The 22,931-nt window shown below is 60.3% G+C and carries 16 protein-coding genes; 7 read left to right on the top strand and 9 right to left on the bottom strand.

Annotated elements, in window-relative coordinates; translation table 11 throughout:
* Nucleotides 1–104 precede the first annotated feature (104 nt).
* The 3 genes from WJU23_RS01845 to WJU23_RS01855 form a co-directional block, all read right to left on the bottom strand.
* Nucleotides 105–455, bottom strand: coding sequence for a hypothetical protein (locus WJU23_RS01845; protein WP_346330819.1), 351 nt, complete (start codon nt 453–455; stop codon nt 105–107).
* Between the two features lie 189 nt (nt 456–644).
* Nucleotides 645–1,892: a beta-ketoacyl-ACP synthase II gene (fabF, locus tag WJU23_RS01850; protein ID WP_346330820.1), complete on the bottom strand. Its 1,248-nt coding sequence runs from the start codon at nt 1,890–1,892 to the stop codon at nt 645–647.
* Nucleotides 1,893–2,012: 120 nt separating this feature from the next.
* The gene (locus tag WJU23_RS01855) at nt 2,013–4,547 is read right to left on the bottom strand and encodes a bifunctional serine/threonine-protein kinase/formylglycine-generating enzyme family protein (protein WP_346330821.1); all 2,535 of its coding nucleotides are present in this window, start codon (nt 4,545–4,547) and stop codon (nt 2,013–2,015) included.
* Between the two features lie 489 nt (nt 4,548–5,036).
* Here WJU23_RS01855 and WJU23_RS01860 point away from each other — a divergent pair, with 489 nt between their 5' ends.
* A complete protein-coding gene (locus WJU23_RS01860) occupies nt 5,037–6,869 on the top strand; it encodes a hypothetical protein (protein ID WP_346330822.1) in 1,833 nt (610 codons plus the stop codon).
* 106 nt (nt 6,870–6,975) lie between these two features.
* Here the strand turns inward: WJU23_RS01860 and WJU23_RS01865 are convergent, their stop codons facing one another.
* From WJU23_RS01865 to gpmI, 4 genes are all read right to left on the bottom strand, one after another.
* A complete protein-coding gene (locus WJU23_RS01865) occupies nt 6,976–7,770 on the bottom strand; it encodes a GDSL-type esterase/lipase family protein (protein ID WP_346330823.1) in 795 nt (264 codons plus the stop codon).
* An 85-nt stretch (nt 7,771–7,855) separates the two neighbouring features.
* A complete protein-coding gene (rpoD, locus tag WJU23_RS01870; protein ID WP_346330824.1) occupies nt 7,856–9,727 on the bottom strand; it encodes an RNA polymerase sigma factor RpoD in 1,872 nt (623 codons plus the stop codon).
* 127 nt (nt 9,728–9,854) lie between these two features.
* On the bottom strand, nt 9,855–11,114 hold the full coding sequence (locus WJU23_RS01875) for a DUF1343 domain-containing protein (RefSeq protein ID WP_346330825.1): 1,260 nt from the start codon (nt 11,112–11,114) through the stop codon (nt 9,855–9,857).
* A 232-nt stretch (nt 11,115–11,346) separates the two neighbouring features.
* The gene (gene gpmI, locus WJU23_RS01880; RefSeq protein WP_346330826.1) at nt 11,347–12,897 is read right to left on the bottom strand and encodes a 2,3-bisphosphoglycerate-independent phosphoglycerate mutase; all 1,551 of its coding nucleotides are present in this window, start codon (nt 12,895–12,897) and stop codon (nt 11,347–11,349) included.
* A gap of 94 nt (nt 12,898–12,991) precedes the next feature.
* Here gpmI and WJU23_RS01885 point away from each other — a divergent pair, with 94 nt between their 5' ends.
* Both WJU23_RS01885 and WJU23_RS01890 read left to right on the top strand, forming a co-directional pair.
* Nucleotides 12,992–13,906: a dihydrodipicolinate synthase family protein gene (locus tag WJU23_RS01885; protein ID WP_346330827.1), complete on the top strand. Its 915-nt coding sequence runs from the start codon at nt 12,992–12,994 to the stop codon at nt 13,904–13,906.
* A gap of 140 nt (nt 13,907–14,046) precedes the next feature.
* Nucleotides 14,047–14,406, top strand: coding sequence for a hypothetical protein (locus tag WJU23_RS01890; protein WP_346330828.1), 360 nt, complete (start codon nt 14,047–14,049; stop codon nt 14,404–14,406).
* Nucleotides 14,407–14,459: 53 nt separating this feature from the next.
* Here WJU23_RS01890 and purQ read toward each other — a convergent pair whose 3' ends face one another.
* Together purQ and purL are read right to left on the bottom strand one after the other, a co-directional pair.
* Entirely contained in the window at nt 14,460–15,167 is a 708-nt protein-coding gene (gene purQ / locus WJU23_RS01895) for a phosphoribosylformylglycinamidine synthase I (RefSeq protein ID WP_346330829.1), read from the bottom strand.
* A 29-nt stretch (nt 15,168–15,196) separates the two neighbouring features.
* Nucleotides 15,197–17,614 (bottom strand): phosphoribosylformylglycinamidine synthase subunit PurL, encoded by a 2,418-nt coding sequence (gene purL, locus WJU23_RS01900; protein ID WP_346330830.1) that lies wholly within the window; start codon nt 17,612–17,614, stop codon nt 15,197–15,199.
* A 398-nt stretch (nt 17,615–18,012) separates the two neighbouring features.
* On the opposite strand from purL, the gene WJU23_RS01905 reads away from it, so the two are divergent.
* From WJU23_RS01905 to WJU23_RS01920, 4 genes are all read left to right on the top strand, one after another.
* Complete coding sequence (locus WJU23_RS01905) at nt 18,013–19,164, top strand: VWA domain-containing protein (protein ID WP_346330831.1); 1,152 nt, start codon at nt 18,013–18,015, stop codon at nt 19,162–19,164.
* Nucleotides 19,165–19,198: 34 nt separating this feature from the next.
* The gene (locus WJU23_RS01910) at nt 19,199–19,747 is read left to right on the top strand and encodes a rhodanese-like domain-containing protein (protein ID WP_346330832.1); all 549 of its coding nucleotides are present in this window, start codon (nt 19,199–19,201) and stop codon (nt 19,745–19,747) included.
* Between the two features lie 89 nt (nt 19,748–19,836).
* Nucleotides 19,837–20,544 carry a response regulator transcription factor gene (locus WJU23_RS01915; RefSeq protein ID WP_346330833.1) on the top strand — a complete coding sequence of 236 codons (708 nt, stop codon included), beginning with the start codon at nt 19,837–19,839 and terminating at the stop codon, nt 20,542–20,544.
* Between the two features lie 148 nt (nt 20,545–20,692).
* The gene (locus WJU23_RS01920; protein ID WP_346330834.1) at nt 20,693–22,735 is read left to right on the top strand and encodes an ATP-binding protein; all 2,043 of its coding nucleotides are present in this window, start codon (nt 20,693–20,695) and stop codon (nt 22,733–22,735) included.
* The last annotated feature ends 196 nt before the right edge of the window (nt 22,736–22,931 follow it).

The raw sequence follows: 22,931 nt of genomic DNA on the forward strand, positions 1-22,931 counted from the left end.
GAACGGGAGGCAGATGTCCGGCAAATGCAAATCAAGAAAACACGACCGCCGCAGAACCTGAGGTCTGCGGCGGTGATGGGAAGCGGACTCAGATGGATGACCAGTTACCGGCCAAAACCAAAGAAGAAGCTGCTGGCCACGCGGTGATGCGGAGGCACTGGAAGCACGGGCCGGTGGCCGCTGTAGTGATATCCGTGGCCGTGGCCACGGTGGCTGGAGCGGGAGTAGCAGCGGCCGCAGGAGCCGTGGCCGGCGCTCTGGGTGACCCACCGGCCCAGAGGGCGGCCATAACGGTCACGCCCATAGACTTGATAAACAGAGTACACCGGCGTGCCGCAGGAATGGTAGCTGACGACGCGGCGGTCATTGTGGCAATAATCACGGGCGCTCGATTCCGCAGGGGCGAGGAAACCGATGCCGGTTACAACAGCGAGGATGGCGATGATTTTTTTCATAGGAGTGAACTTGGGTTCGCTCATTTCGACGGAGGCCTGTGAGGAGTATTCAAGCGTGAAGGATTTTTTTTGGAGGAGGAGGGAGTGACCAATGGGCCATGGCCTTTTATTAGACTGTTTGTTAGGCTGAGGGATAATAAAAAGCCCGCACAGGCGGGCTGTGCGGGCCGGAGAGGGAGGAGTCTTAACTCAGACGAATTTCTTGATGAGCAGGGCGGAGTTGTGGCCGCCGAAGCCGAAGCTGTTGCTGAGGGCGGCATTGACCTTGGCGGGGCGGGCTTCGTTGGCGACGATGTCAACGTCCACTTCGGGGTCCAGGTTGTCCACGTTGATGGTGGGCGGGACGACCTGGTCGCGGATGGCGAGGATGCAGGCGGCGAGCTCGATGCCGCCGGCGGCGCCTAACAAATGACCTGTCATGGATTTGGTGCCGGAGACCAGGAGGCCTTTTTGCGCATAGCTGCCAAAGGTGCGCTTGATGGCGCGCAGCTCGCACATGTCACCCACCGGGGTGGAGGTGGCGTGGGCATTCACGTATTGCAAGTCTTCCGGATTCATTTTGGCATGGCGGAAGGCCATTTCCATGCACTTGGAGGCACCGAGGCCCTCCGGGTGCGGGGCGGTGAGGTGGTAGGCATCGGCGGTGACGCCGTATCCGGCCAGCTCGGCATAGATGGTGGCACCGCGCTTTTTCGCGTGCTCCAGCTCCTCAATGACGACGACGCCGGAGCCTTCACCCATGACGAAGCCGTCACGGCCGGTATCCCAGGGGCGGGAGGCGCCTTCAGGATCATCATTACGCATGGAGAGAGCCTTCATGTTGGCAAAGCCGGAAAGGCCGCAGGGGCGGATGGAGGCCTCGGAGCCGCCGCAGACGATGGCGTCGGCATCGCCAAATTTGATGATGCGCCAAGCTTCGCCGATGTTGTTGTTAGACGTGGCGCAGGCGGTGGTGATGCACATGTTCGGCCCCATGAAACCAAACTCGGTGGCAATCATGCCGGTGGCGATGTTGGTGATCATCATGGGGATGAGGAAGGGGGAGACGCGGTTGGGGCCTTTGTTCAAAAGGATCTCATACTGGGTCTCGATGGTGCTGAGGCCGCCGATGCCGCTGCCGACCATGACGCCGATGCGGTGGGGGTCCAGGCCGTCGGGGTTGAGTCCGCTGTCCTTGACGGCCATTTTGGAGGCGGCCATGGCGAGCTGGAAAAAGCGGTCGGCGCGGCGGGCTTCCTTGTGGTTGTTGAAGTAGGGGGTCGGATCGAAGTCCACCACCTCACCGGCTATCTTGCAGTCATAGTTGGTGGTGTCCATGCTCTGGATGCGGCGGATGCCGCTCTTGCCAGCCTGGAGATTTTTCCAGAAATCGTCTTTGTTGTTCCCGAGGGGGGAAACGGTTCCGATTCCGGTGATAACGACGCGACGTTCGGTCATGTGAGTGGTAAATGGGGTGGGTTGGGAAAGTTCAGAGAACACGCTTTGCCCCCTGGGGCAAGAGATTTTGCGTTCGCCGCTTTCCGGGGGATTACGTGCTATGGGCGAAAGGTGGGGGCCTTATTTGCTGCGCTCCAGCACGATGCGGAAGCTGACGGTGGGGCGGCGGGTGTCAATAGGGGCGGGGATGCGGGCGGAGGAGAGGAGCTCATCCGGGCTGGCCATCTGCCAGTTGCCGCCGCGGAGGGTGCCGAGGATTTTTTTGGTTTTGGGATCGGGCCTGGCGGTGGAGTCGTAGTCGGTGTCCACCCATTCGGAGGCATTGCCGCCCAGGCCGATGATGCCGCGTTCATTGGGCGGGAAGGCGCCGACGGGGGCGAGCTGGGGAAAACGGTCCTCGTAACCGGGGATGAAGCTTTCCAGATTGTTGCGGCGGCCGGCGTTCATGTCGGCCAGGTTTTCGACATTGGGCGGTGGCGGCCAGTCAAAACCCCAGGGGTAAATGCCACGGATGCGGCCGTTGCGCTCCGCCGGGGTGGCTCCGCGCTCCAGGGGCAGGCCGACGGCGCGGCTCCATTCCTCATCGGTGGGCAGGCGGTAGCGGTCCTTGGGGCCGATGAGGCCGGCGTTGCGCTCACGCTCGGTCAGCCAGGCGCAGAAGGCGCGGGCTTCTTCCCGGTCAATACCGACGATGGGCTGGGTGCCGCCCCGACCGTCGGCGTCCATGTTGCCCGGGCGGCGGGCATCGGTGGCCTTCGCATATTCCAGATAGTCCCGGCGGCGGGTCTCCACGGAGGAAATCATGACATCCCCGAGGGGGACAAAGCGCAGCCCCAGGCCGTTGGCCTTCCACTCCCGGCCGAAGGTGACGGCCTGGCGGGTCTGCATGTCTGAAAACAGCTCCAGCAGGGCACCGGGGCGGACCTCCCCCTCCAGGACGACATCGGAAAAGCCCTCCTCCCGCAGCTCAAACTCCACGGCGCCGCTGCGAATGCGCGGCAGCTCCAGCGGGGTGTAGCCCAGGAATTCATCATGCTGGAAGACGCGTACTTTTTCCGGCGTGGTGTGGATGACGACACTGCCATAGGTCTGCCGCTCCACGCGGAGGTGAAAGGCCTGCCAGTCCTTTTCATCGTTGGTGGCAGCGGTGTCGGTGTCCTCCGGCATGTCTTCATTGCCGGCATCGGCGCTTTCCACGTAATAAAATGGCTCCACCTCATAGTGGTGCTCCTGGCTGAGGGCTCCGGCGGTGCGGTCGGCATCGGTCATCCAGAAGCGGAAGGCCTCCGCATCCCCCACGGGGACGACGACGAAGTAGGAGGCGTCTTTGGCGGTATCCCCCAGGGAGGCGCGGACCACTTTGCCCTCAAAGGAGCGGCCGGTGGCCTCCAGGAAGCGTTTGAAATATTTGATCTCCACCGGCTGCTCACTGATGTGGCCGGTGGGGGCGGGCTTGAAGGCGATGCCGAGGCTGTTGGCCCAGCGCTCCCCCGGCTGCGGCAGGCGGGTGGCCTCCAGCCGCAGGTCGTACTCAGCCGGGCGGCTGCGGTTGGCGCTGTGCTCAATCTCCAGCTGCTTATGCCCCGGCAGGCGGAGCTGGTAGATGACGGGCACGCCTTCCTCCGGATTTAGCGACAGGGGCGTGACGCCCAGGCGGTCCTCGCCGGAAAAGACATCCGCTCCGGCGGGTTCGGTCTTGATGGTGAGCATGGGCAGGCTTTTCTGCACATCCAGGACGGGGGCCGCATTCCGCTGGGCCAGCCACATGCCAAAGCCGACGGCCAGGGTGAGGGTGAGCGCGCCGGCGGTGGCCCAGTACCAGAAGAGGCGGCGGGAGGGCAGAGGCTGGCCGCGCAGGGCCAGGGCCATCTCATAGGCGCTGCTGTAGCGGTCCTTCGCCTTCGGCGCACAGGCGGTGCAGATGACGCGGTGCAGGCGCTGCCAGACATCCAGCCGGTCCCCGCTTTCCGTACAGGAGGGGATGTCGGGGAAGTCCAGCCGGTCCTTGCCCGTGCTGGCCTCATAAAGCACCATGCCCAGGGAAAAGATGTCTGATTCTGGCGAGCCCGGTCCTTCCGGGGCGACGAACCCCTCCGTGCCAACGAAGCTGCGCTGGCCGAGCAGGGCCACCAGCCCGATGTCCGCCAGGCGGCAGTCGCCATCAATGAAGATGAGATTGGAGGGCTTGACGTCCCGATGGATCAGTTTGTTCTGGTGCAGAAAGTGCAGGCCCTCGGCCACATTGGAGCCGATCTGCAGGCAGCGTTCCGCCGGGATGCGCTTTTCCCGGCGCATCTGCAGGCCCAGCGTGTGGGATTTATAAGTGTCCGGCTGGATGTCGCGGCCCTGTTTGAGGTCATCGGCCAGCTCCATCACATAATAATAGAAGCCCTGCTCATCGCTGCGGCCCACCTGCAGGATGGGCACCAGGCCGACATGGCGGCGGGAGATGGGCTCGTAGCGCTTGATGGCCTCAAACTCCCTTTCAAAGGAATCCGCCTGGTCATAATCCTCCCGCCAGACCACTTTCACCGCCCGCAGAGCTCCGGTGACGGAACGCGCCATCCAGACCTCCCCATAGGCGCCCCGGCCAATGAGACGCAAAGTCTCATGGTCACGGATCTCCGGGGCAGTGCGGGTCGGGGTGACGGTCATCAGGGATTCTTGGACAGGCTGAGGAAGGGAGTATTCAGTTTTCGGTTTTCCGTGTGGAGATTTCAGTATTCCGTAAACGGTATCCGCTGGTCAAGCCTGGGAGTGAAGGGAGGGAAAGATTGTGGCGGGAAAGTGGCGGACCACCTCACTCTTTAAAGGCGGCGATGCCGGACACCAGGAGCGCCCCGGCGTACGGGCTTGGCTTCTCCACAGGCGTAAACTGGAGGCCCTTGGCGCGATGGAGAATATTCCCGGCGAGACTGGTGGTCAGGGCTTCGGCTAAATCCGATTTGAACAACCCCGTTAGCTGGCCGCTAAGGTTTAACAGTGACGCGGTCCGGCCTCAAGCAGTCCTGAGACTCAAACCCAAGGCTCAACTTCATAAACTCACCCATGCACATGGCCTTCCCGGCCTGAGTTCTGCCAGCGAGCCTGGTAAAGCGGACGATGAATCTTGACTCCCTCCCCACCCATCCATAGCCTGCTTGCATGACTCAGCGGGCTGTCCTCGTTTCTCTATTCCTGCTTTACTGGCCTGCATATGGACAGGAGAACAAGGAGGATCTGAATGAATCTGCCCGTTTCCATTCCTATTCGAGCTGGGCTCTGCCCAATGTGGAGTTGCCCGCGCATGTGATCGCTCCGATGGGGCAGGTAACTCTCTTCGCAGATTTTGCCAATGCCAGCGAAAAGGGCGTGCCGCTTTATCTGGTCAACCGCTCCTCGGAACGCCTGACGCTGAACTCACAGGATGGCGATATTTATCTCAAACTCGAGTTCCTCCGCGAGGATGCAACATGGCAGCGGGCGCAGGGGCATATCGGCAGTGGGTGCGCCCATAGTTTTGGGGCAAGACATCTGGATCCCGGACAGCATATGAAGATGTCGGGCTACCATCCTGCGACAGGCATTCCTGCAAAGATCCGATATGCCTGCTATGGGACTGAAGTACTCATTTCGAATGCCGCCCAGGGTTTTTACCAGCCTGAGGATATTGCATTCAGTCAGAATGATACCCTGACCAACAGTTTGACTCCCTCAGCATTGAATCAGCATTTAGGTTTGGGTGATGTGGATCCTCGTTACATCTCCTGGACAGATCGCATCGCGGCTTTACGCTTGGTTCAAGTTTTAGGAGGTCGCTCTGGTTTGAAGGCAGAGGTGGAAAAATGGCGAGATGAGCTGAGCGCAAAGGATACACTTACAACTGTTGAATCCGAAGCCTTGGCTGCGTTGCCTGTCTTGCTTGCTGGTACTTGGCCGGACGTTACAGATCCCGAAAAACTGCTCAGGCACTGCATTGAACTCCTTGTCTCACCACCAAAGGACAAAACTGTGTTTGGATCTCCTGAAAACGTTCCCAGCTTGCTTTGGGAAGTGCTTTGGGAGCTGATGATGGAGCCCATGTTAGGACCCATGCTGGAATATCCTCCACGGAAGAGGATACCAGTGGAGGCATGGCAACCGGTGATCAAACTGGCCGCTCAACGGTTGCTGACCCTGGATGATCGCAGTCGCGAAATGGCTATGAAGGTTTTGAAATATGATCGTCTTGCAGATGAATTCTTGACCGATGCAGAGTGGGAGCCTCTTTTGTTAAGCGGCGTTGAGCGAATTGTAGAACTGGCAGCCACCTCTATTTCCCGCCGCACCCGATGGGACAGATTGGTGGAACTGGGTTCGAAACTGTCCGCAGAGGATCAGGTCACCGTGCTTTACGCCTTGGCCAAAGGTCAGGAATCGAAAGTAAATACCTTCATGGATATTCATGGTGGCCTGCGTTATCCTGAAATGGCCAGCCCGGAGGGCAAGTTCTGGCAGAATTGCATGAAGACGTCTCCCTCCCGCGTTGCCGGAGCCTGGCACCGGCTTTCCAGTGAAATGAATACCGTGCCGCCTTATGCAGAAGAGTTAAATCAATATTTGTTAGACGATTGGAAGTCCAAAATATCTTCTTGGGATCAGAGAAAGGAGGATTTTGAACTGAAGTCCGAAGGGGACGAATTGGATGACACGCTGGATTTTGTGATGCCGCGTATCAATTTCAATGGTTCATCAAGCTATCGGTATGCAGAGGATGAGTATGCATCCAGAGGCCAATGGATCGTGCTGTTGCAACAGCTTGTGACCAATCGTGGGTATCAAGTGTCTGGCAGCGATCCGTTTGGTGCAAAGAATCAGAACAGCCGGGAATATATTCTTCGAAAACTGGCCATCAAAGCCTTGAAGAGCCTGGGGCAACCCGTGCCTGAAAACATCATTCTGGAAGTGAAAGCAGAGGCTCCAGAGAGCCCTGCTGTGGAAGCTGCCAAGCCAGAATAGAAACCACCCACGGTCCTCAGCCTTGAGGTTCCACCACCCCCCACAAAAAAGCGCGGAATGTATCCGCGCTTTTCATTGATGAAGCAGGCTTCAACTCTTCGCCTTTTCACTTCATCAGCTCAGCCAGCTTGGGGCTGATGGCATCGGCCCAGATCTGGTAGCCGGCAGCGGAGAGGTGGAGGTAATCGGGCATGATTTCTTTGGTCAGAGAACCGTCGGGCTCGAGGAATTTTTCGCCGATGTCCAGGTAGTGAATGTGCTTGCCGTCGTCCAGTTTGGCGATGGTGGCATTCACCTCTTTCAGCTTGTCGCGTTGCGGATTCGGGCTGGCTTTTTCACCCCGGGGAAAGACGGCCAGGAGCAGGATCTTGGCCTGGGGCTGCTGGCTGCGGATGGTTTCTACAATCCGGGTGATACCTTTGGCAATACCCTCCGCGCTGTCCCAGGCGGAGTTGTTGGTGCCGATCATGAGCACCACGGCCTTGGGCTTCAGAGGGGCGACAAGCTCACCATTGGTGATGCGCCACAGCACATGCTGTGTGCGGTCCCCGCCGATGCCGAAATTGGCGGGTTGGTAGCCACCGAAGGCCTTGTCCCAGATTTCCTTCTTGCCCCCCCAGCCGGCGGTGATGGAATCGCCTAGAAAGACGAGCTGTGCTTTACCTTCCTGGGTGATCTTCACAAACTTCTCATGAGCGGGCAGGAATCCGGCTTTGGGTTTGCCATCGGGGCCCAGTTTAATGGCTGGCACATCCGGTGGCTGCGACGGCAGGGTAACGGCTGGCGTTGTGGGCTTCGCAGGCGAGGCATCTTTAGCCTTCGTCTTTGGAGCCGATGTCTGGGCATAAAGGCCGGTGGAAAGGGCAAGCGCCAGCAGGGTAACAAGGGGGGTGTATTTCATGCGAACATGATTCTGTGAAACTGCCGGAAAAGGGGCAATCACAAAATGACTTCGCAAGCAATCAATCACCCCACCGGAGAGCTTATCAACTGCCGCCAAAGAACCCGCCCAGTTTGCGGATGCGTGTTGGGTGGCGCAGCTTGCGCAGCGCCTTTGCCTCGATCTGGCGGATGCGCTCGCGGGTCACCTGGAACTGCTTGCCTACTTCCTCCAGCGTGCGTCCGGCTCCGTCCACCAGGCCAAAGCGCTGCTCCAGCACTTCGCGCTCGCGGGGGTTCAGGGTGTCCAGCACATCGCGCAGCTTGTCGCGCAGGAGATTCATCGCCGTCAGCTCCATGGGATCATGGGCTTCCTTGTCCTCAATGAAATCGCCAAACTCTGTGTCGCCATCGCTGTCGCCCACCTTGGCCTGCATGGAGACAGGCTGCTGGGCCATGCGCAGCACGGCATTCACGCGCTCCACCGGCAGGTGGATCTCTTCGGCGATCTCTTCCGGCGTGGGGTCACGCCCCAGTTCCTGGACGAGCTGCTTGTTCACCCGCATCAGCTTGTTGATCGTCTCGATCATGTGGACCGGGATGCGGATGGTGCGCGCCTGGTCCGCAATGCTGCGTGTGATGGCCTGACGGATCCACCAGGTGGCGTAGGTGGAAAATTTGTAACCGCGCCGGTATTCGAATTTCTCCACCGCCCGCATCAGGCCCATGTTGCCTTCCTGAATGAGGTCCAGAAAGGAGAGTCCGCGATTGGTGTATTTTTTGGCAATGGAGATGACCAGGCGCAGGTTCGCCTCGATCATTTCCGTTTTAGCGCGGGTGGATTCTGCCACACAGCGGCGGGCATCGGCGGCGATCTGGCGATATCCTTCGGCGGTCTGCCAGGCCTGGAGCTGAAACTGGTTCAGGGCCTCAAGGGCTGATTCCTTTTTGGGATGCAGCCGGATGTCGTGCTCCAGCTGCTCCATCTCGCGCAGCTTCTGCTGGATGAGAGCCACAAAATCCTCATTGATCTTCTGCTTGAAGAAAAACTTGGCCGTGAGCTTGAAGAAGGCGCTGCGGGCGTTGTTAAAGGCCTCACGGCTGGACTCCTTCTTCTTGTCCACGGCTTTGGTATGCGCAATGTAGAGGTCCGATGTGCGCTGATAACTGTCCCGGGCCTGGTCAAGCAGCGGGGTCAGCTTTTTGAAGTAGTTGTCCCTTTCCTCGGCCTTGCGGTCAATGACCAGGCGGTCAAAGCGTTCCAGTCCATTGGACAGGCTTTCAGCAAACTGCAGGAAGTGACGGGCCACAAAACCAACGTTTTGCAGGCAGCTTTGCAGGCTGATTTCCGCCTTCTCGATGCGTTTGGAAATCTGGATTTCCTGGTCGCGCGTCAGCAGCGGCACCTGGCCCATCTGGCGCAGATACATGCGCACGGGGTCGTCCAGGCTGTCCAGCTGCTTGGTGTCGGCGCGCTCGTTGGTGGTAGATTCCTCCACCACACGGGCCAGAAGCTTCATGGCTGTCTGGCCGGTCAGGTCCGCATCTTCCACCACGCGGATTTCCATTGCCCGCAGCCGGCTGATGACCTCATCCATCAGGTCCGTGGTCACGATGCCTAGCGGCAGGGCTTCGTTCACATCATCCCAGGTGAGGTGGTCTTGCTCTTTGGCCAGCAGGATCAGCGTGCGCAGACGCGCCTGGACCTCCGGCGCATTGATGTCATCATAAATGACCGCCGGGGCGGCTGGCGCACTGCCAGACTTTGGTGGGCGGCCGCGTTTGCGTTTTACGGGCAGTCCATCTGGGCCCACGACGGGTGTTTGAGCTGGCCTTTCGTCCACGGGATGAATGCGTGGACGTCCCCTTCTGCGTTTCTCTTCCTGGTCGCTTTTTTTGGAGGCGGCCGCAGGGGCGGGAGATGAAGCAGTCTTGGCGATGGTTGACTTTCCGGGAGCTGGTTTTTTGGGGACGGCCATAGAGACGCCGTGAATTCCTTTGGGGGTAAGAGGCAGCCCGGGGTGGGGCTGAGAAGAGGTGAATATCTTGCCCTCAGCAATATGGTCAAGACATTCTTTGAATTAGGCGCTGTATGGGGAAGAAACGTTATGAATACAGCAGATAACGCTGACGTGCACTGCGAAAAGAACTGACCCACCCGCCCCAGCCGGAAACAATGCGACTGGCAGACACTCCACGCTTTAGGTTGTTATAAAGGGATTCACTACCATAAACCTTATGAAAGAGATTCAGCTTGGACCCGCTCATGCGGCTCAGTGCCTTGCCTGCGGTCAGGCGATTGAGCTCCCCCAGAAGCATCACATCCAGCGCCGTCAGGTCCGCCTGCGCCCGTGGATGAATATTTAAACGCACTCCGCCGAAGTCCTTGCGAGTGTAGAGGCTGAAGCTCACCCCTGGCATGTTCCAGCGCTGGCAGGCCGCCAGCATCGCCTGTGCATTCACCCCGCTGCCCCCCGCATAACCAAAGGGATTCTCCGTGCCGATGCCGATGTCCACCGCCGAGGCCCCTCCTAGGATGCCCGTCGCCACATAATACAGCGGCGACGTCGCATGCGGAATGTTAGGCGATGTACGATACCAGCGCAGCCCCGTGTCCTGCCACACCATGCTGCGGGACCAGCCCTGCATCTTCACCACATTCAGACGCGGTGACTGCGATATCCAGCCTTTATTGCCTGACGTCATCATCGCCAGTTCCCCCGTCGTCATACCATGCACATACGGGACCGGGATCTGGCCCACAAAAGACTTCCACTTGGGCTCCAAAGGCGGCCCTTCTACCCGCCAGCCGCCCATCGGATTCGGCCGGTCCAGCACCACAAAGTGTTTTCCATTCTCCGCACAGGCCTCCATCGCCACCGCCATCGTGCTGATGTAAGTGTAGCTTCGGCAGCCGATGTCCTGGAGGTCAAAGACCATCACATCAATCGGTGCCAGCATCTGTGGCGTCGGCTTGCGCGTCGGCCCATACAGCGAATACACCGTCAGCCCCGTCACCGAATCCCGCCGCGTGCTCACATGGATGCCCGCGCCGATGGTGCCATCAATGCCATGCTCCGGAGCATACAGCGCCGTCAGGGATGATCCCAGTGCCCGCTGCATCACCGTCCGCGTCATCTCCCCGCGCCCGTTCACACTCGTATGGTTCGTGATCAGCCCCACCCGCTTCCCCCGCAGCAGATCAAAATTTCGCGAAGCCAGGAAATCAATCCCCAGCATGAACGGCCCACCCTGCGGCGGCCCTCCCGATGCCATCGGCATGGATTGCTGAAACGGCATCTGCCCCGTCTGGCAGCCAGTCAGCAATGCCGCACCCGAAAGAAGAAAGGAACGTCGTGAACCCATAGATTCCGCGACAGAGGCGGTGGCATGGGCTGCGGTCAAACAAAGAATGTCAGGATGGGGCGGGCGCTGCGGTCTGCCTCATCCATTCGTCAACTCCCCGGGCCACAGTCTTTCAAGCCAGGCGCGCCACCAAGCTGGCCGATGCGGACTGCCCGCAAAATCTGGCAGTGCCGGGGAAGGTTTTTAACAAGTCTCTTATTCCAAGATGAGTGCCGTCTGCGTCCGCTTCTGCTCAATTCCTGACCAGCAGGCTTTCCCCTGTCATCTCAGCAGATTTTTCCACTCCCAGCATGTCCAGCAGCGTGGGTGCGATGTCGGCCAGACGCCCGTTTTTAACCGATACGCCACCTGCATCTGCAGAAACATAAATGCCGTGGACGAGATTGGTGGTGTGGGCGGTATTCGGGCTGCCGTCCGGGTTGCGCATGAGCTCGCAGTTGCCGTGATCGGCGGTGATGAACAGCTGCCCTCCCAGTTCGAGGACTTTTTCGACGATAAGCTTAACGCCGAGGTCAATGGTCTCGCAGGCATGGATACCGGCTTCGACGACGCCCGTGTGGCCGACCATGTCGGGGTTGGCGTAGTTCATGATGACGAGGTCGTATTGGTCCAGGCGGCGCAGCACCTCAAAGGTGAGGTCCGGAGCGCTCATCTGCGGCTTTTTGTCATAGGTGGGCACCTCTTTCGGACTGATGGCCAGGTAGCGGTCCTCGCCCGGATTTGGCTCCTCAATGCCGCTGTTGAAGAAGAAGGTCACGTGCGGATATTTCTCTGTCTCCGCCGCACGGAGCTGGGTGAGCCCGGCGGCAGCGACGACCTGGCCGAGATTGTTTTGCAGGCTCTCCGGCCCGAAGATGACTCGGCAGCCGAGGCTGTAATACGTGGAGTCGTATTCGGTGAGCGTGTAGTAGCTGACGATGGGGTGGACCTCGCGGTCGAAACCTTCGAAGCCGGTCTTCAAAAAGGCATCGCTGAGCTGGCGGGCGCGGTCGGCACGGAAGTTAAACCACACGATGACATCGCCATCGCGGATGCGCGGCTCATTGGCATGGGAGAAGATCATCGGCTGCATGAACTCATCGCCGCGAGGGTCCAGGTCATAGGCGGCGCGGATGGCGGCGTGAGGGGCATCGGTGCGGAATTCACCGCGCCCCAGGACAATGGCATCCCAGGCCAGCTTGTTGCGGTCCCAGCGGGTATCGCGGTCCATGGCGTAATAACGGCCAATGACGGTGGCGATCTTCGCGCCGCTGAAGGTGAGGTCGGTTTCCAGCTTGGAAACATAAGCGGCACCGCCTTTGGGGTCGGTATCACGGCCATCGGTGATGGCGTGGACCATGATGTCCTCCACACCGGCCTGTTTGGCGGCATTGCAGAGAGCCACGAGGTGCTCCTGATGCGAGTGAACACCGCCGTCGCTGATGAGGCCTAGGAAGTGGAGGCGGCTGCCTTTGGCCTTTTCAAAAGCTTCCACCAGGGCGGGCATGGAGGCCAGCTCGCCATCGCGGATGCTTTTATTGATGCGGGTCAGGTCCTGATAAACCACGCGGCCTGCTCCTAAATTCAGGTGGCCTACTTCGCTGTTGCCCATCTGGCCGTCCGGCAAGCCCACGTCCTCGCCGCTGGCGCTCACGGTGCCGCGCGGGTAGGTGGCGTAAAGGTGGTCATGGAAAGGGGTGCGGGCGAGGAGGGTGGCATCGCCATTGGCTTCCGCCTGGGCTTTGCCGCCGGGGTTGATGCCCCAGCCATCACGGATAATCAGAACAACAGGTTTTTTGGCCATAGGAGCCGTTTCATGCTGCATAAACGGGGATTCTGCAACCTCGGGTGATTCTTGTTGACCTGCCGCTTTGCAACTCTTTCCTGCGCGACATCCCATGAAGACCACTCCCGTCACCCCAGCCGATCTCCGCAGCTCCGTCATCGCCGTCCCGCCGCTGTGCCGGAATGCAGACCTCAGCCTGAACGCGGCGGAGAACAAAAAGCTCATTGACCACATGTATGCCGGTGGCATTCGCACCCTGCTTTATGGCGGCAATGCGAACCTCTATAACATCGCCCTCTCTGAGTATGACTCCCTTTTGAACATGCTGCAGGAGCTGGCCCCGGAAGACCTGTGGATGGTGCCGAGCATCGGCCCCATGTATGGCACGGCGATGGACCAGGCCGCCATCCTGACGGAGCACAAATTTCCCACGGCCATGCTGCTGCCGACGCTGTTCCCCTCCAAGCCTGCTGGCGTGGCCACGGCGGTGCGCCATCTGGCGGAAAAGGCGGGCATGAAGCTGGTGCTCTACATCAAGGACGAGTCCTACATCACCCCGGAACTGGCGGAATCCCTGGTCAATGACGGCCTGATTTCCTGGATCAAATACGCCGTGGTGAAACCGAATCCGGCAGATGACCTTTACCTCACCCGGCTGGTGGACATGGTGAATCCTGAACTCATCGTCAGCGGCATCGGTGAGCAGCCCGCCATCATCCACCTGCGTGATTTCGGCATCACCGGTTTCACCGCCGGTTGCGTGTGCATCGCCCCGCGCCTGAGCATGGACCTGCTGCGCGCCATTGATGCCAAGGAATATGACCGTGCCGAGGAGATCCGCGAGATCTTCCTGCCGCTGGAAGACCAGCGCAATGCCCATAGTCCTATCCTGGTGCTGCACCACGCAGTCTCCCTGGCCGGCATCGCCCAGACCGGTCCGGCCCTCCCGCTGCTGACGGAACTTCCGGATGAACTGCTGCCCGGCATTGAAACAGCCGCCAAAGAGTTGCTGGTGAAAGCGGCGTAACAATGCCGCAGCCCTTCCCTGCGGCCTTGGGGGCGATATCAGACGCCCCTACCTGGACTGGCCGCAGGAGTTAGGCGTCCCGCAGGGGATTTGTGAGTGAAAGAGAATAAAAATGACCACTCCTGCCAGCCTTTCATTTCATGGGATTCTTTGACTTTTTTCGACGGCAGCAACTCAAACCGCCACCGACCCCCTTTGAGACTCTCGCCGCCTTTAGCCGTTTCCAAAACGTGCGGGAATGTTCTCCTGATTTTTATCGCAAGCATTTCCGCGCCATTGATATGACTGTGGGATTTCTGGGCTTTCTGGGTGAGCAGCATCCTCAGTTTGCCTCCATTTTCTCCATTACAATGGCACCACAGGCGGATCTGGCCAAAGCGCTGGAAAGTCTGATGCGCAATATTCAGATGGAGCAGCGCACTCTTGACTTCATTGACTCCACGATGACCACGATCATGCAAACACTTCTCCCAGTAGTGCAGGATCCAGAATGTTGCTGACAATTTAGTTTCAGCTTGCAGGAGGCTGGAACTGAGCAGAGTGAAATCACGGCTTACGCCGCCATGGCCTCGGCCACGCCTTTGAAGAGGTAATAACCCCAGCCCTGCTCGGCCCCGTTCCAATCGGGATCGTAGTGGGTATTCTTGGCGATGAAACGCTCTGGGTGGGGCATGAGGCCGAACACGCGGCCCGTATCATCCTGAAGCCCGGCGATCTGGGCGCTGGAGCCATTGACGTCCTTGCCATACAGCAGGGCCGCGTGCCCGTCCTTGACATACTTTTCCGCATCACCGGATTCACCGACGAAGCGGCCTTCGGCATGGGCGACAGGCAGTTCGAAGTTATCCGGCAGCGCCTTCAGGAAGGGGCTGGTGTTACCATTCTTTTTCAGCGGAGCCCAGCGGCAGATGAATCGGCCGGTGTCGTTGTGAATCAGGCTGCCACGCGGAAGCAGGTCCAGCTGGGTGAGAATTTGAAAGCCGTTGCAAATGCCGAGCACGTAACCGCCATCGGCCACGAACTTCTTCAGCCGCTCCCCCAGCTTGTGCTTGGTGATGAGCTGGGCGATGCGGCCGCTCATGACGTAATCACCATAGCTGAAGCCGCCGGAAAAAACAATGAGCTGCGCCTGGTCCAGCGAATCCGGCTCCAGGTGAGCGATGGGCAGGACTTCTGCGGTGAAACCGGCCGCTTCCAAAGCGCGGGAGGTTTCCAGATCGCAGTTAGTGCCAGGGAATTTGATGAGAAGGGCGTGGGGCATGGTCGGAAAATCTACAGGTCGAACAAGAATCAATAATACTGCACCAGACCGTTCTGCCAGATGGGCTTGAGGTCGGCGATGGAGGCATCAATGAGGGTGGTGCCGCGGTTGGTGACGTGGAGCCAGCGTTCGCCGGTGCTTTCGCCGATGATGACGGCTCCGGCGGCGCGGACGGTTTCGACGTGCTCGGGGGCGACTTCGATGAGGAAGCGGCCGGGAGTCTCGCCGAAGAGGATTTCGGCCATGGTGCAGTCCTTGGAGGCGGGGAAGTTTTCCAGCTCCACTTTGATGCCGGCCTTGCCGCTGAAGGCGAACTCGGCGAGGGCGATGGCGAGACCGCCTTCGGAGAGATCGTGGGTGGCGAGGATGGCGCCTTTTTTCACCAGCTCGTGATACTTGTTGTAGTTAGACCAGGTGTCTGTTTCGCTCCAGGTCGGGGCTCCGTTGAGACCGGCACCCTGGGTGTATTTGGCGAAGACGCTGCCGCGCAGGCCGGGGGTGGTCTTGCCCAGGATGGCCAGCTTGCTGCCGGGACGGCGCAGGGAGGAGCCGATGACGTGGGAGGCGTCTTCGATCACGCCGAAGCCGCTAACCAAAAGAGTGACAGGGATGGACACGGGGCCTTCATCGGTGATGAAATAGTTGTAAAAGCTGTCCTTGCCGGAGACGAACGGGGCTCCATAGGCCAGGGCGGATTCGGCCATGCCCTTGGTGCATTCGACGAGGGCACCTAGCTCTTTTTCGCTGTCGGGATTGCCCATGCAGAAGTTGTCCAGGATGGCGATGCGCTCCGGATTCGCTCCCATGGCGACGAGCTGGCGGACGCATTCGTCCACACAGGCGCGGCCCATGGCATGAGGATCGGTCTTGCCCCATTCAGGGAGCAGGGCGCAGGCGAGGGCGACGAGCTGGCTGCTGCCGTCCACCTTGATGACAGCCCCGTCCTGGGGCGCGTCACCGCTGGCACCGGCCAGGGGTTTGAGGACGGTATTGCCCTGCACTTCGTGGTCGTATTCGCGGATGATGGGCTCGCGGGAGACGATGGAAAAATCACCCAGCACGGTCTTGAGCACCTGCGTCCAGGACTCGGGACGGACGACGATCTTTGGCGTGGCGGCCACAGGCTGGCGCCAGTGAGCCTTCATCTCACGGCGGGGTGCGCCGTGGAGCTTGTCCACCGGCAGGTCGCAGACGGATTCACCATGATGCCAGACTTTGAGGCGCTGGCTGCCATCGGCCTTGGCCAGGATGAAAATCTCGCTCTGCCAGGTATCGGCGATGGCCTGGAGGGCGGGCAGGTTGTGCTCCTCGATGGCCATGACCATGCGCTCTTGGGATTCGGAAATGAAGACCTGCCAGCTTTCCAGGCCAGGCTCTTTCAACGGGCAGTTTTCCAGCCACACTTCACCGCCCACTTCGCTGAGCATCTCCCCAGCTGCGCTGGAGAAACCGCCTGCGCCGCAGTCGGTGATGAATTCGATGAGCCCTGCCTCACGGGCCGCGAGGACAAAGTCGGCCACCTTTTTTTCCTCAATGGGATTGCCGATTTGCACGGCGGTCTGGTCTTCCTCATGAGAATCGGTGGTCAGCTCGGCGGAGGAGAAAGTCGCGCCTTTGAGGCCGTCCTTGCCGGTGCGGCCGCCAGCGGCGATGAGCAGGTGGCCGGGCTTCACTTCCTTGGCGATGTCATGGATCGGGATGATGCCGGCGGTGCCGCAAAAGACGAGCGGATTGTAGATGAAGGTATCGTCAAACTGGATGGCGCCGTTGACCGTGGGGATGCCCATGCGGTTGCCGTAATCGCGCACGCCGCGCACCACACCGCGCATGACGCCGAGGGGGTGAATGACGTCTTTGGCCTTCAGGTCTTCCTGCCGGGTGTCTGGCGGGCCGAAGCAGAATACGTCAATGGAGGCAACGGGCTTGGAGCCCTTGCCAGCGCCCAAAATGTCGCGGATCACACCGCCGAGACCGGTATTGGCACCGGCGTAGGGCTCGATGGCGCTCGGGTGGTTATGAGTCTCCACCTTCAGGCAGACGGCCTTGTCATCATCCAGCTTCACAAAGCCGGCATTGTCCACAAAGGCGCTGAGCACGAAGTCCGGCTTCTGCTCCATGATCTTCTCCGTGACGCTGCGGATGTAGGTCTTGAAAAGGCTGTCCACGACCTCGTCCTGGCCGTCCAGAGTATGGGAGATTTTGGCGTTGAAAATGCGGTGCTTGCAATGCTCTGACCAGGTCTGGGCGATGACCTCCAGCTCGACATCGGTAGGGTCACGGCCTTCATCATTGAAGATCTGCTGCACGGCCTGCATGTCCGCCTTGGACAGGGAGAGCTTCATCTTCTTGGACAGGTCAAGAAGCTGGTCAGCGGCGAGATCGCGAACAGAGATCGTGCGGAAAACAGCACGTTCAGTGCGGGGGGCGGAGGAGGAGTTGGCTTGCAAGGTCAGAGGACGGTTTGGTTACCCTATGGATTTGGCGAGGAAACGCGGCGGGTCAATGGGAGAGGCGGAGAGGGGATTTATGATTTACGACTTATGATTGATTATTTGCATAGGTGTCTTGGTAGGCAGGCGAGAAATGAGGATGAAAATCAATTCCCCCGTTGGGGATGTTCGTTTGTACGCGATTGAATGTCATGTGATTAGAATGGGCGATTTTGTTGAGGCAGTTCCATTCATCTAACCTTTCTATAGAGAACATGCTTGTCGCCCGCCTAAGCATTTAGACCCTCCAATTCCCTGGCGGTGACAGCCCCCCAGCCCCTGCACGCCCCTCCGCACCGTTCTTTTACACGCGCTTTACAGACGCCGCCGGAGCCTGCGTGCAGGCTGGGTCTGCCATGAAAACAACATTACCTACCCTCCGGCAGTCCATCCTTGGTCTCATCCTCAGCAGCGCCCTTCTGGGTCAGGCCACAGAGCCCGCGAAAACAGATGCCATCCGTGACAATGAAGCGCTGGTACAAATCGCCATCCTGCTGGATACCAGCAGCAGCATGGACGGTCTCATCGAGCAGGCGAAGAGCCAGCTCTGGCGCATCGTCAATGAATTCAACGATGCCAGGCAGGGCGACAAAATACCCGTGGTGCAGGTGGCCCTGTATGAATACGGCAATAACAACCTGAGCATCGGTAGCAACTACATCCGCAAGGTGCTGCCGCTGACGCGGGACCTGGACCGGGTGTCCGAAAACCTCTTCAAACTGACCACCAACGGCGGCAACGAATATTGCGGTGCCGTGATCCGCGATGCGCTGGACAGCCTGGCCTGGGATGCCAAGGGCTCCACCTACAAGGTCATCTTCATCGCCGGCAATGAGCCCTTCACCCAGGGGCCGGTGAATGCGCAGGATGCGTGCAAGGCGGCCATCCAGAAGGGCGTCGTCGTGAACACCATCCACTGCGGCAACCAGGCGGATGGCGAGAACGGCGGCTGGCGCACCGGCGCGGCTCTGGCCGAGGGCCGCTTCCTGACGATTGACCAGGACAAGGCGGTCGTTCACATCGAGGCTCCGCAGGACAAGGAGATCACCCGCCTGAGCATCGAGCTGAACAAGACCTACATCCAGTATGGCAAAGACGGCGGGCGCGGCAGATCCAACATGAGCCGTCAGGACAGCAATGCCAGCCTCTTTGAAAAAGCCGGAGCCGCCGTGCAGCGCGCGCTCACCAAGGCCAGCCCCAGTTACAGCAACAACAGCTGGGACCTGGTGGACGCCAATAAAAAGGCGGGCGTGAAACTGGAAGAGCTGAAGGAAGGCGACCTGCCCCCTGAGATGCAAGCCCTGAAGCCTGAAGAGCGCCAGACCTATCTGGACAAGAAGGCCGCTGAGCGCAGCCAGATCCAGTCGCAGATCCAGAAGCTGAACGAAGAACGGCAGAAATACGTGGCCGAAAAAGCCAAAGAAAGCGGCCAGGACGACACGCTGGACAAGGCCATCGTGAAAGCGGTGCGCGAGCAGGCGGAGAAGAAGGCGATCATTTTTAAATAATGTCTCCCATTGCTCATCCCCACCTTTTTATCCCATGAAAACGCATCTTATTGCCGCAGCCTTTTGCAGCGTCCTGGCGGTCACGATGGCTGAACCGCCGACGATCCCTGTGATCCCCAACCGGATGATCTCCTTCTCCGGCTTCCAGGAAAATGTCCTGGCGGTGGAGGGCCAACGGGAATCGCACCGCCTCACTGAGGACCAGTTTCTGCAGATGATGCAGAGGCCTGGCGTGGTGATGCTGGATGCCCGCAGTGCCGCCAAATTTGCCCTCCGCCACATTCGCGGAGCCGTGAACCTTAGCCTGCCGGATTTCAATGAAGCGGATCTCGCCAAAGTGATCCCCAGAAAGGACACCACCGTGCTCATTTACTGCAACAACAACTTTGAAAACAGCCCGGTGTCCTTTATTTCCAAGTCCTTCAGCACGGCGCTGAATCTGCATACGCTGGTCAGCCTGCAAGGTTATGGTTATACCCACGTGTATGAACTGGGGCCTCTGCTGGACGTGAACACGACACGGCTTCCGTTTGAGGGCAGTGAAGTGCAGGCCAAGATGAAAACCCCGAAGATAGGAAACTGAAATGCGGAAAACCGCTTTTGATGAAGGTCTTGACCTGCACAAGGATGACACCGCAGACTGAAGACTGAAGGCTTTAAACCGAAACCGCCATGCCCACCCTCCTTGTCATTGAAGACGACAGCGCCATCCGGCGTGGTGTGACGGATGCGCTGCGCTTTTCCGGTTATGAAGTCCTGGAGGCTGCGGAGGGCCTGGCGGGCATGGAGCTGGCGCTGACGGCCACCTTTGACCTGCTGCTGCTGGATCTGGTACTGCCTAACCACAACGGTTTCGAAATCCTGCGCGCGCTGAAGGAGCACCGGCCCGGCACGCCCGTCATCATCCTGTCCGCACGCGGAGAGGAGGCGGACCGGGTGAAGGGCCTGAAGCTGGGCGCGGATGATTACGTGGTGAAACCCTTCAGCGTGCGGGAGCTGCTGGCCCGTGTAGAGGCCGTGCTGCGGCGGTCGCCGGAGCGGCCCAGGCAGGTGCGGCAGGTGCCCTTCCCGGCGGGTGTGGCGGACATCGAAAGGCTGGAGCTGCGCTTCACCGATGGCAGCCGCGAGGAGCTGTCTGACAAGGAATGCAGCCTCATCGAGTATCTGGCCGCGCACCGGGGCCGGGCGATCTCGCGGGAGGAGCTGCTGCGCCGCGTGTGGCGCATTGAGCCGCGCCACACGGAGACGCGCACCGTGGACATGCACATCGCCAATCTCCGGGCGAAGCTCCGCGACAACGGCAGCGCGCCGCAGTTTCTGCTGACGGTGCGTGGCAAAGGCTACATGCTGCAGCAGGAGGCGCATGTGGGCACGGCCTAACTAAAAACATATTTAATCCTTCACTCACACCTCAAAGACGCCTGCCAAGTGACTTTTCTTTTGATCTTCTTTCTATAAGCTATCGCGAGTCTCTCAACGGTTTTCCGCGAGACGCGTGCGCTCCAGTATTCGTCATTCGTCATTTTATATGTCCTCCCTCGTCCGCTGGCTTTTGTTCACCCTCTGCCTCCTGGTTTTCTCCGGAGCGATGGGTTGGATGAGCCTGCGCATGCTGGACCTGGAGGCGCAGCGGCGGCGCACGGCGGAGGAGGCGCAGGTGCAGGAAAAGGTGCGCCTGGCGCTGTGGCGCATGGACTCCATGGCCAGCGCCCTGCTCATTCGGGAAAACTCCCGCCCGCCGCACCATTACCAGGCCTTTTATGCGCCGGAAGACCTCTTCACCAGCCGCACGCAGAGCATTCCCAAAGGCCAGGCGCTGATGCCATCGCCCCTGTTCGGCAGCCTGCCGGATCTGGTGCAGCTTCACTTTGAGCGGCTGTCCGGACAGGCGGCCTTGCAGAGCCCGCAGGTGCCCACCGGCAGCCAGCAGACCCTGGCCACGAGCTGGTATGACACCTCCCCGGAGACCGCCCGGGCCGCCCAAAAGCTGACCGCCCTGGAGACCCTGCTGAAACAGCACCCGGACATCGTCCAGACTCCGGCCAAGGATGCTCCGCCTGTAACGGAAACCGCGCCTGCCAACACCCTGCCTCCGCTGCCTTCGTTGGAGAAGCAAAAAGCGGCGACGGCTGCTGCTGACAGGCAGATGCCATTGGACTCACAGGTCCTGGCCAACAGCGTAGAGCAAAGCCAGCGTGCCATGGTGCTCAGCAACAATCTTTACGCGGAGAAGCAGGAGCTGGCGAAACCGCAGCTCAAAAAAACCGCGCCCACGCCGCCGCCAGCCACTGCTGCCCAGTCCGCGGTTGCGGGAGCCAAAGAGGCCCCGAAAGCCGCGGAATCCCTTGCAGAATCCGACCCCACCGCAGACGAGCCCTCCATCGGCTCCTCCCTGCTGGCGGAGGTGCGCACCCGCTATCTGAGCCGTGGACAGAAATCAGACACAGCCTCCGCCATGGCACCGGCCTCCTCCCCGGCGCAAAGGCAGTCCCTGCCCGCACTCGCAGGAGATCTCCGCGCGCAGTGGCTGGGCCAGGAGCTGCTGCTGACCCGCCCGGCCACGCTGGACGGCACCGCCCGCGTGCAGGGGGTGTGGGTGGACTGGCCGCAACTGCAAACCCGGCTCCTGGAAACCGTGCGGGACCTCCTGCCCGGCGCCACGCTGCAGCCCATCAGCCCGGAGGCCGCCCGCACGGATGCCGCGGCACTCGTTACCCTGCCGGTGAGGCTGCTGGCCGGTCCCGTGGCCGTGCCCCTGGACACGCGCTCCCCTTTGCGGCCCGCCTTGCTCATCGCCTGGGCCTGCCTCATCGCCGCCTCCGTGGCCATCGCCTACGTCCTGCACCGGGCCATGCTGCTGAGCGAGCGCCGGGGCGCGTTTGTCTCCGCCGTCACCCATGAGCTGCGCACGCCGCTGACCACCTTCCGTCTCTATTCGGAAATGCTGGCCGATGACATGGTGCCAGAGCCGGCCCAGCGCCGCAGCTACCTGCAGACCCTTTGTGATGAATCCACCCGCCTCATGCACCTGGTGGAAAACGTGCTGGCCTATTCCCGCATCGAGCGCGGCCGCACCGCCGGGCGGACGGAGGACACCCAGGTGCAAAGTTTGTTAGACCGCATTCTCCCGCGCCTGCGCCAGCGCACCGCTCCTGCCGGGCTGGAGCTGCATCTGGATGCCGCACCCGCCGCCCTGGCCGCCCGCCTGCGGGTGGATGCCATGGCCGTGGAGCAGATCCTCTTTAACCTCACCGACAACGCCTGCAAATACGCCGCCCCGGATTGCGATCCCCGCCGCCTGGACCTGACCGTGGAGGACAGCCACAAGGCCCTGCGCATCACCTTTCGCGACTACGGCCCAGGCCTGCCGCACGCGCAGATGAAGCGTCTCTTCCAGCCCTTCAGCAAATCCGCCACCGAGGCCGCCCACAGCGCGCCCGGCGTCGGTCTCGGCCTGGCCCTCAGCCGCCAGCTCGCCCGGGAGCTGGGCGGAGACCTCACCCACCTCCCCGTCAGCGGGCGCGGAACTGCTTTTGTGCTGACACTGAAGAAGCAGGATTCAGAGAAGTAGAAGACCGAGGGCGGCGGTGCAATGGCAGACGTCACTCACGGTCCTTCCACCCCCATTTGCAAGGTCACCGTCGTCCCCGTAGTGCCGCTTTCGCCGTAGCCCCTGGCCAAACGACACCCCAGGTTATACATGCTGTTAGGCCATCCAGCGTCCCAAACCAAAGATGTATGCCTTGAACAGAACAAGTTTGCAGATG

It is taken from the genome of Prosthecobacter sp. SYSU 5D2 (assembly GCF_039655865.1).
Lineage (GTDB): Bacteria > Verrucomicrobiota > Verrucomicrobiia > Verrucomicrobiales > Verrucomicrobiaceae > Prosthecobacter.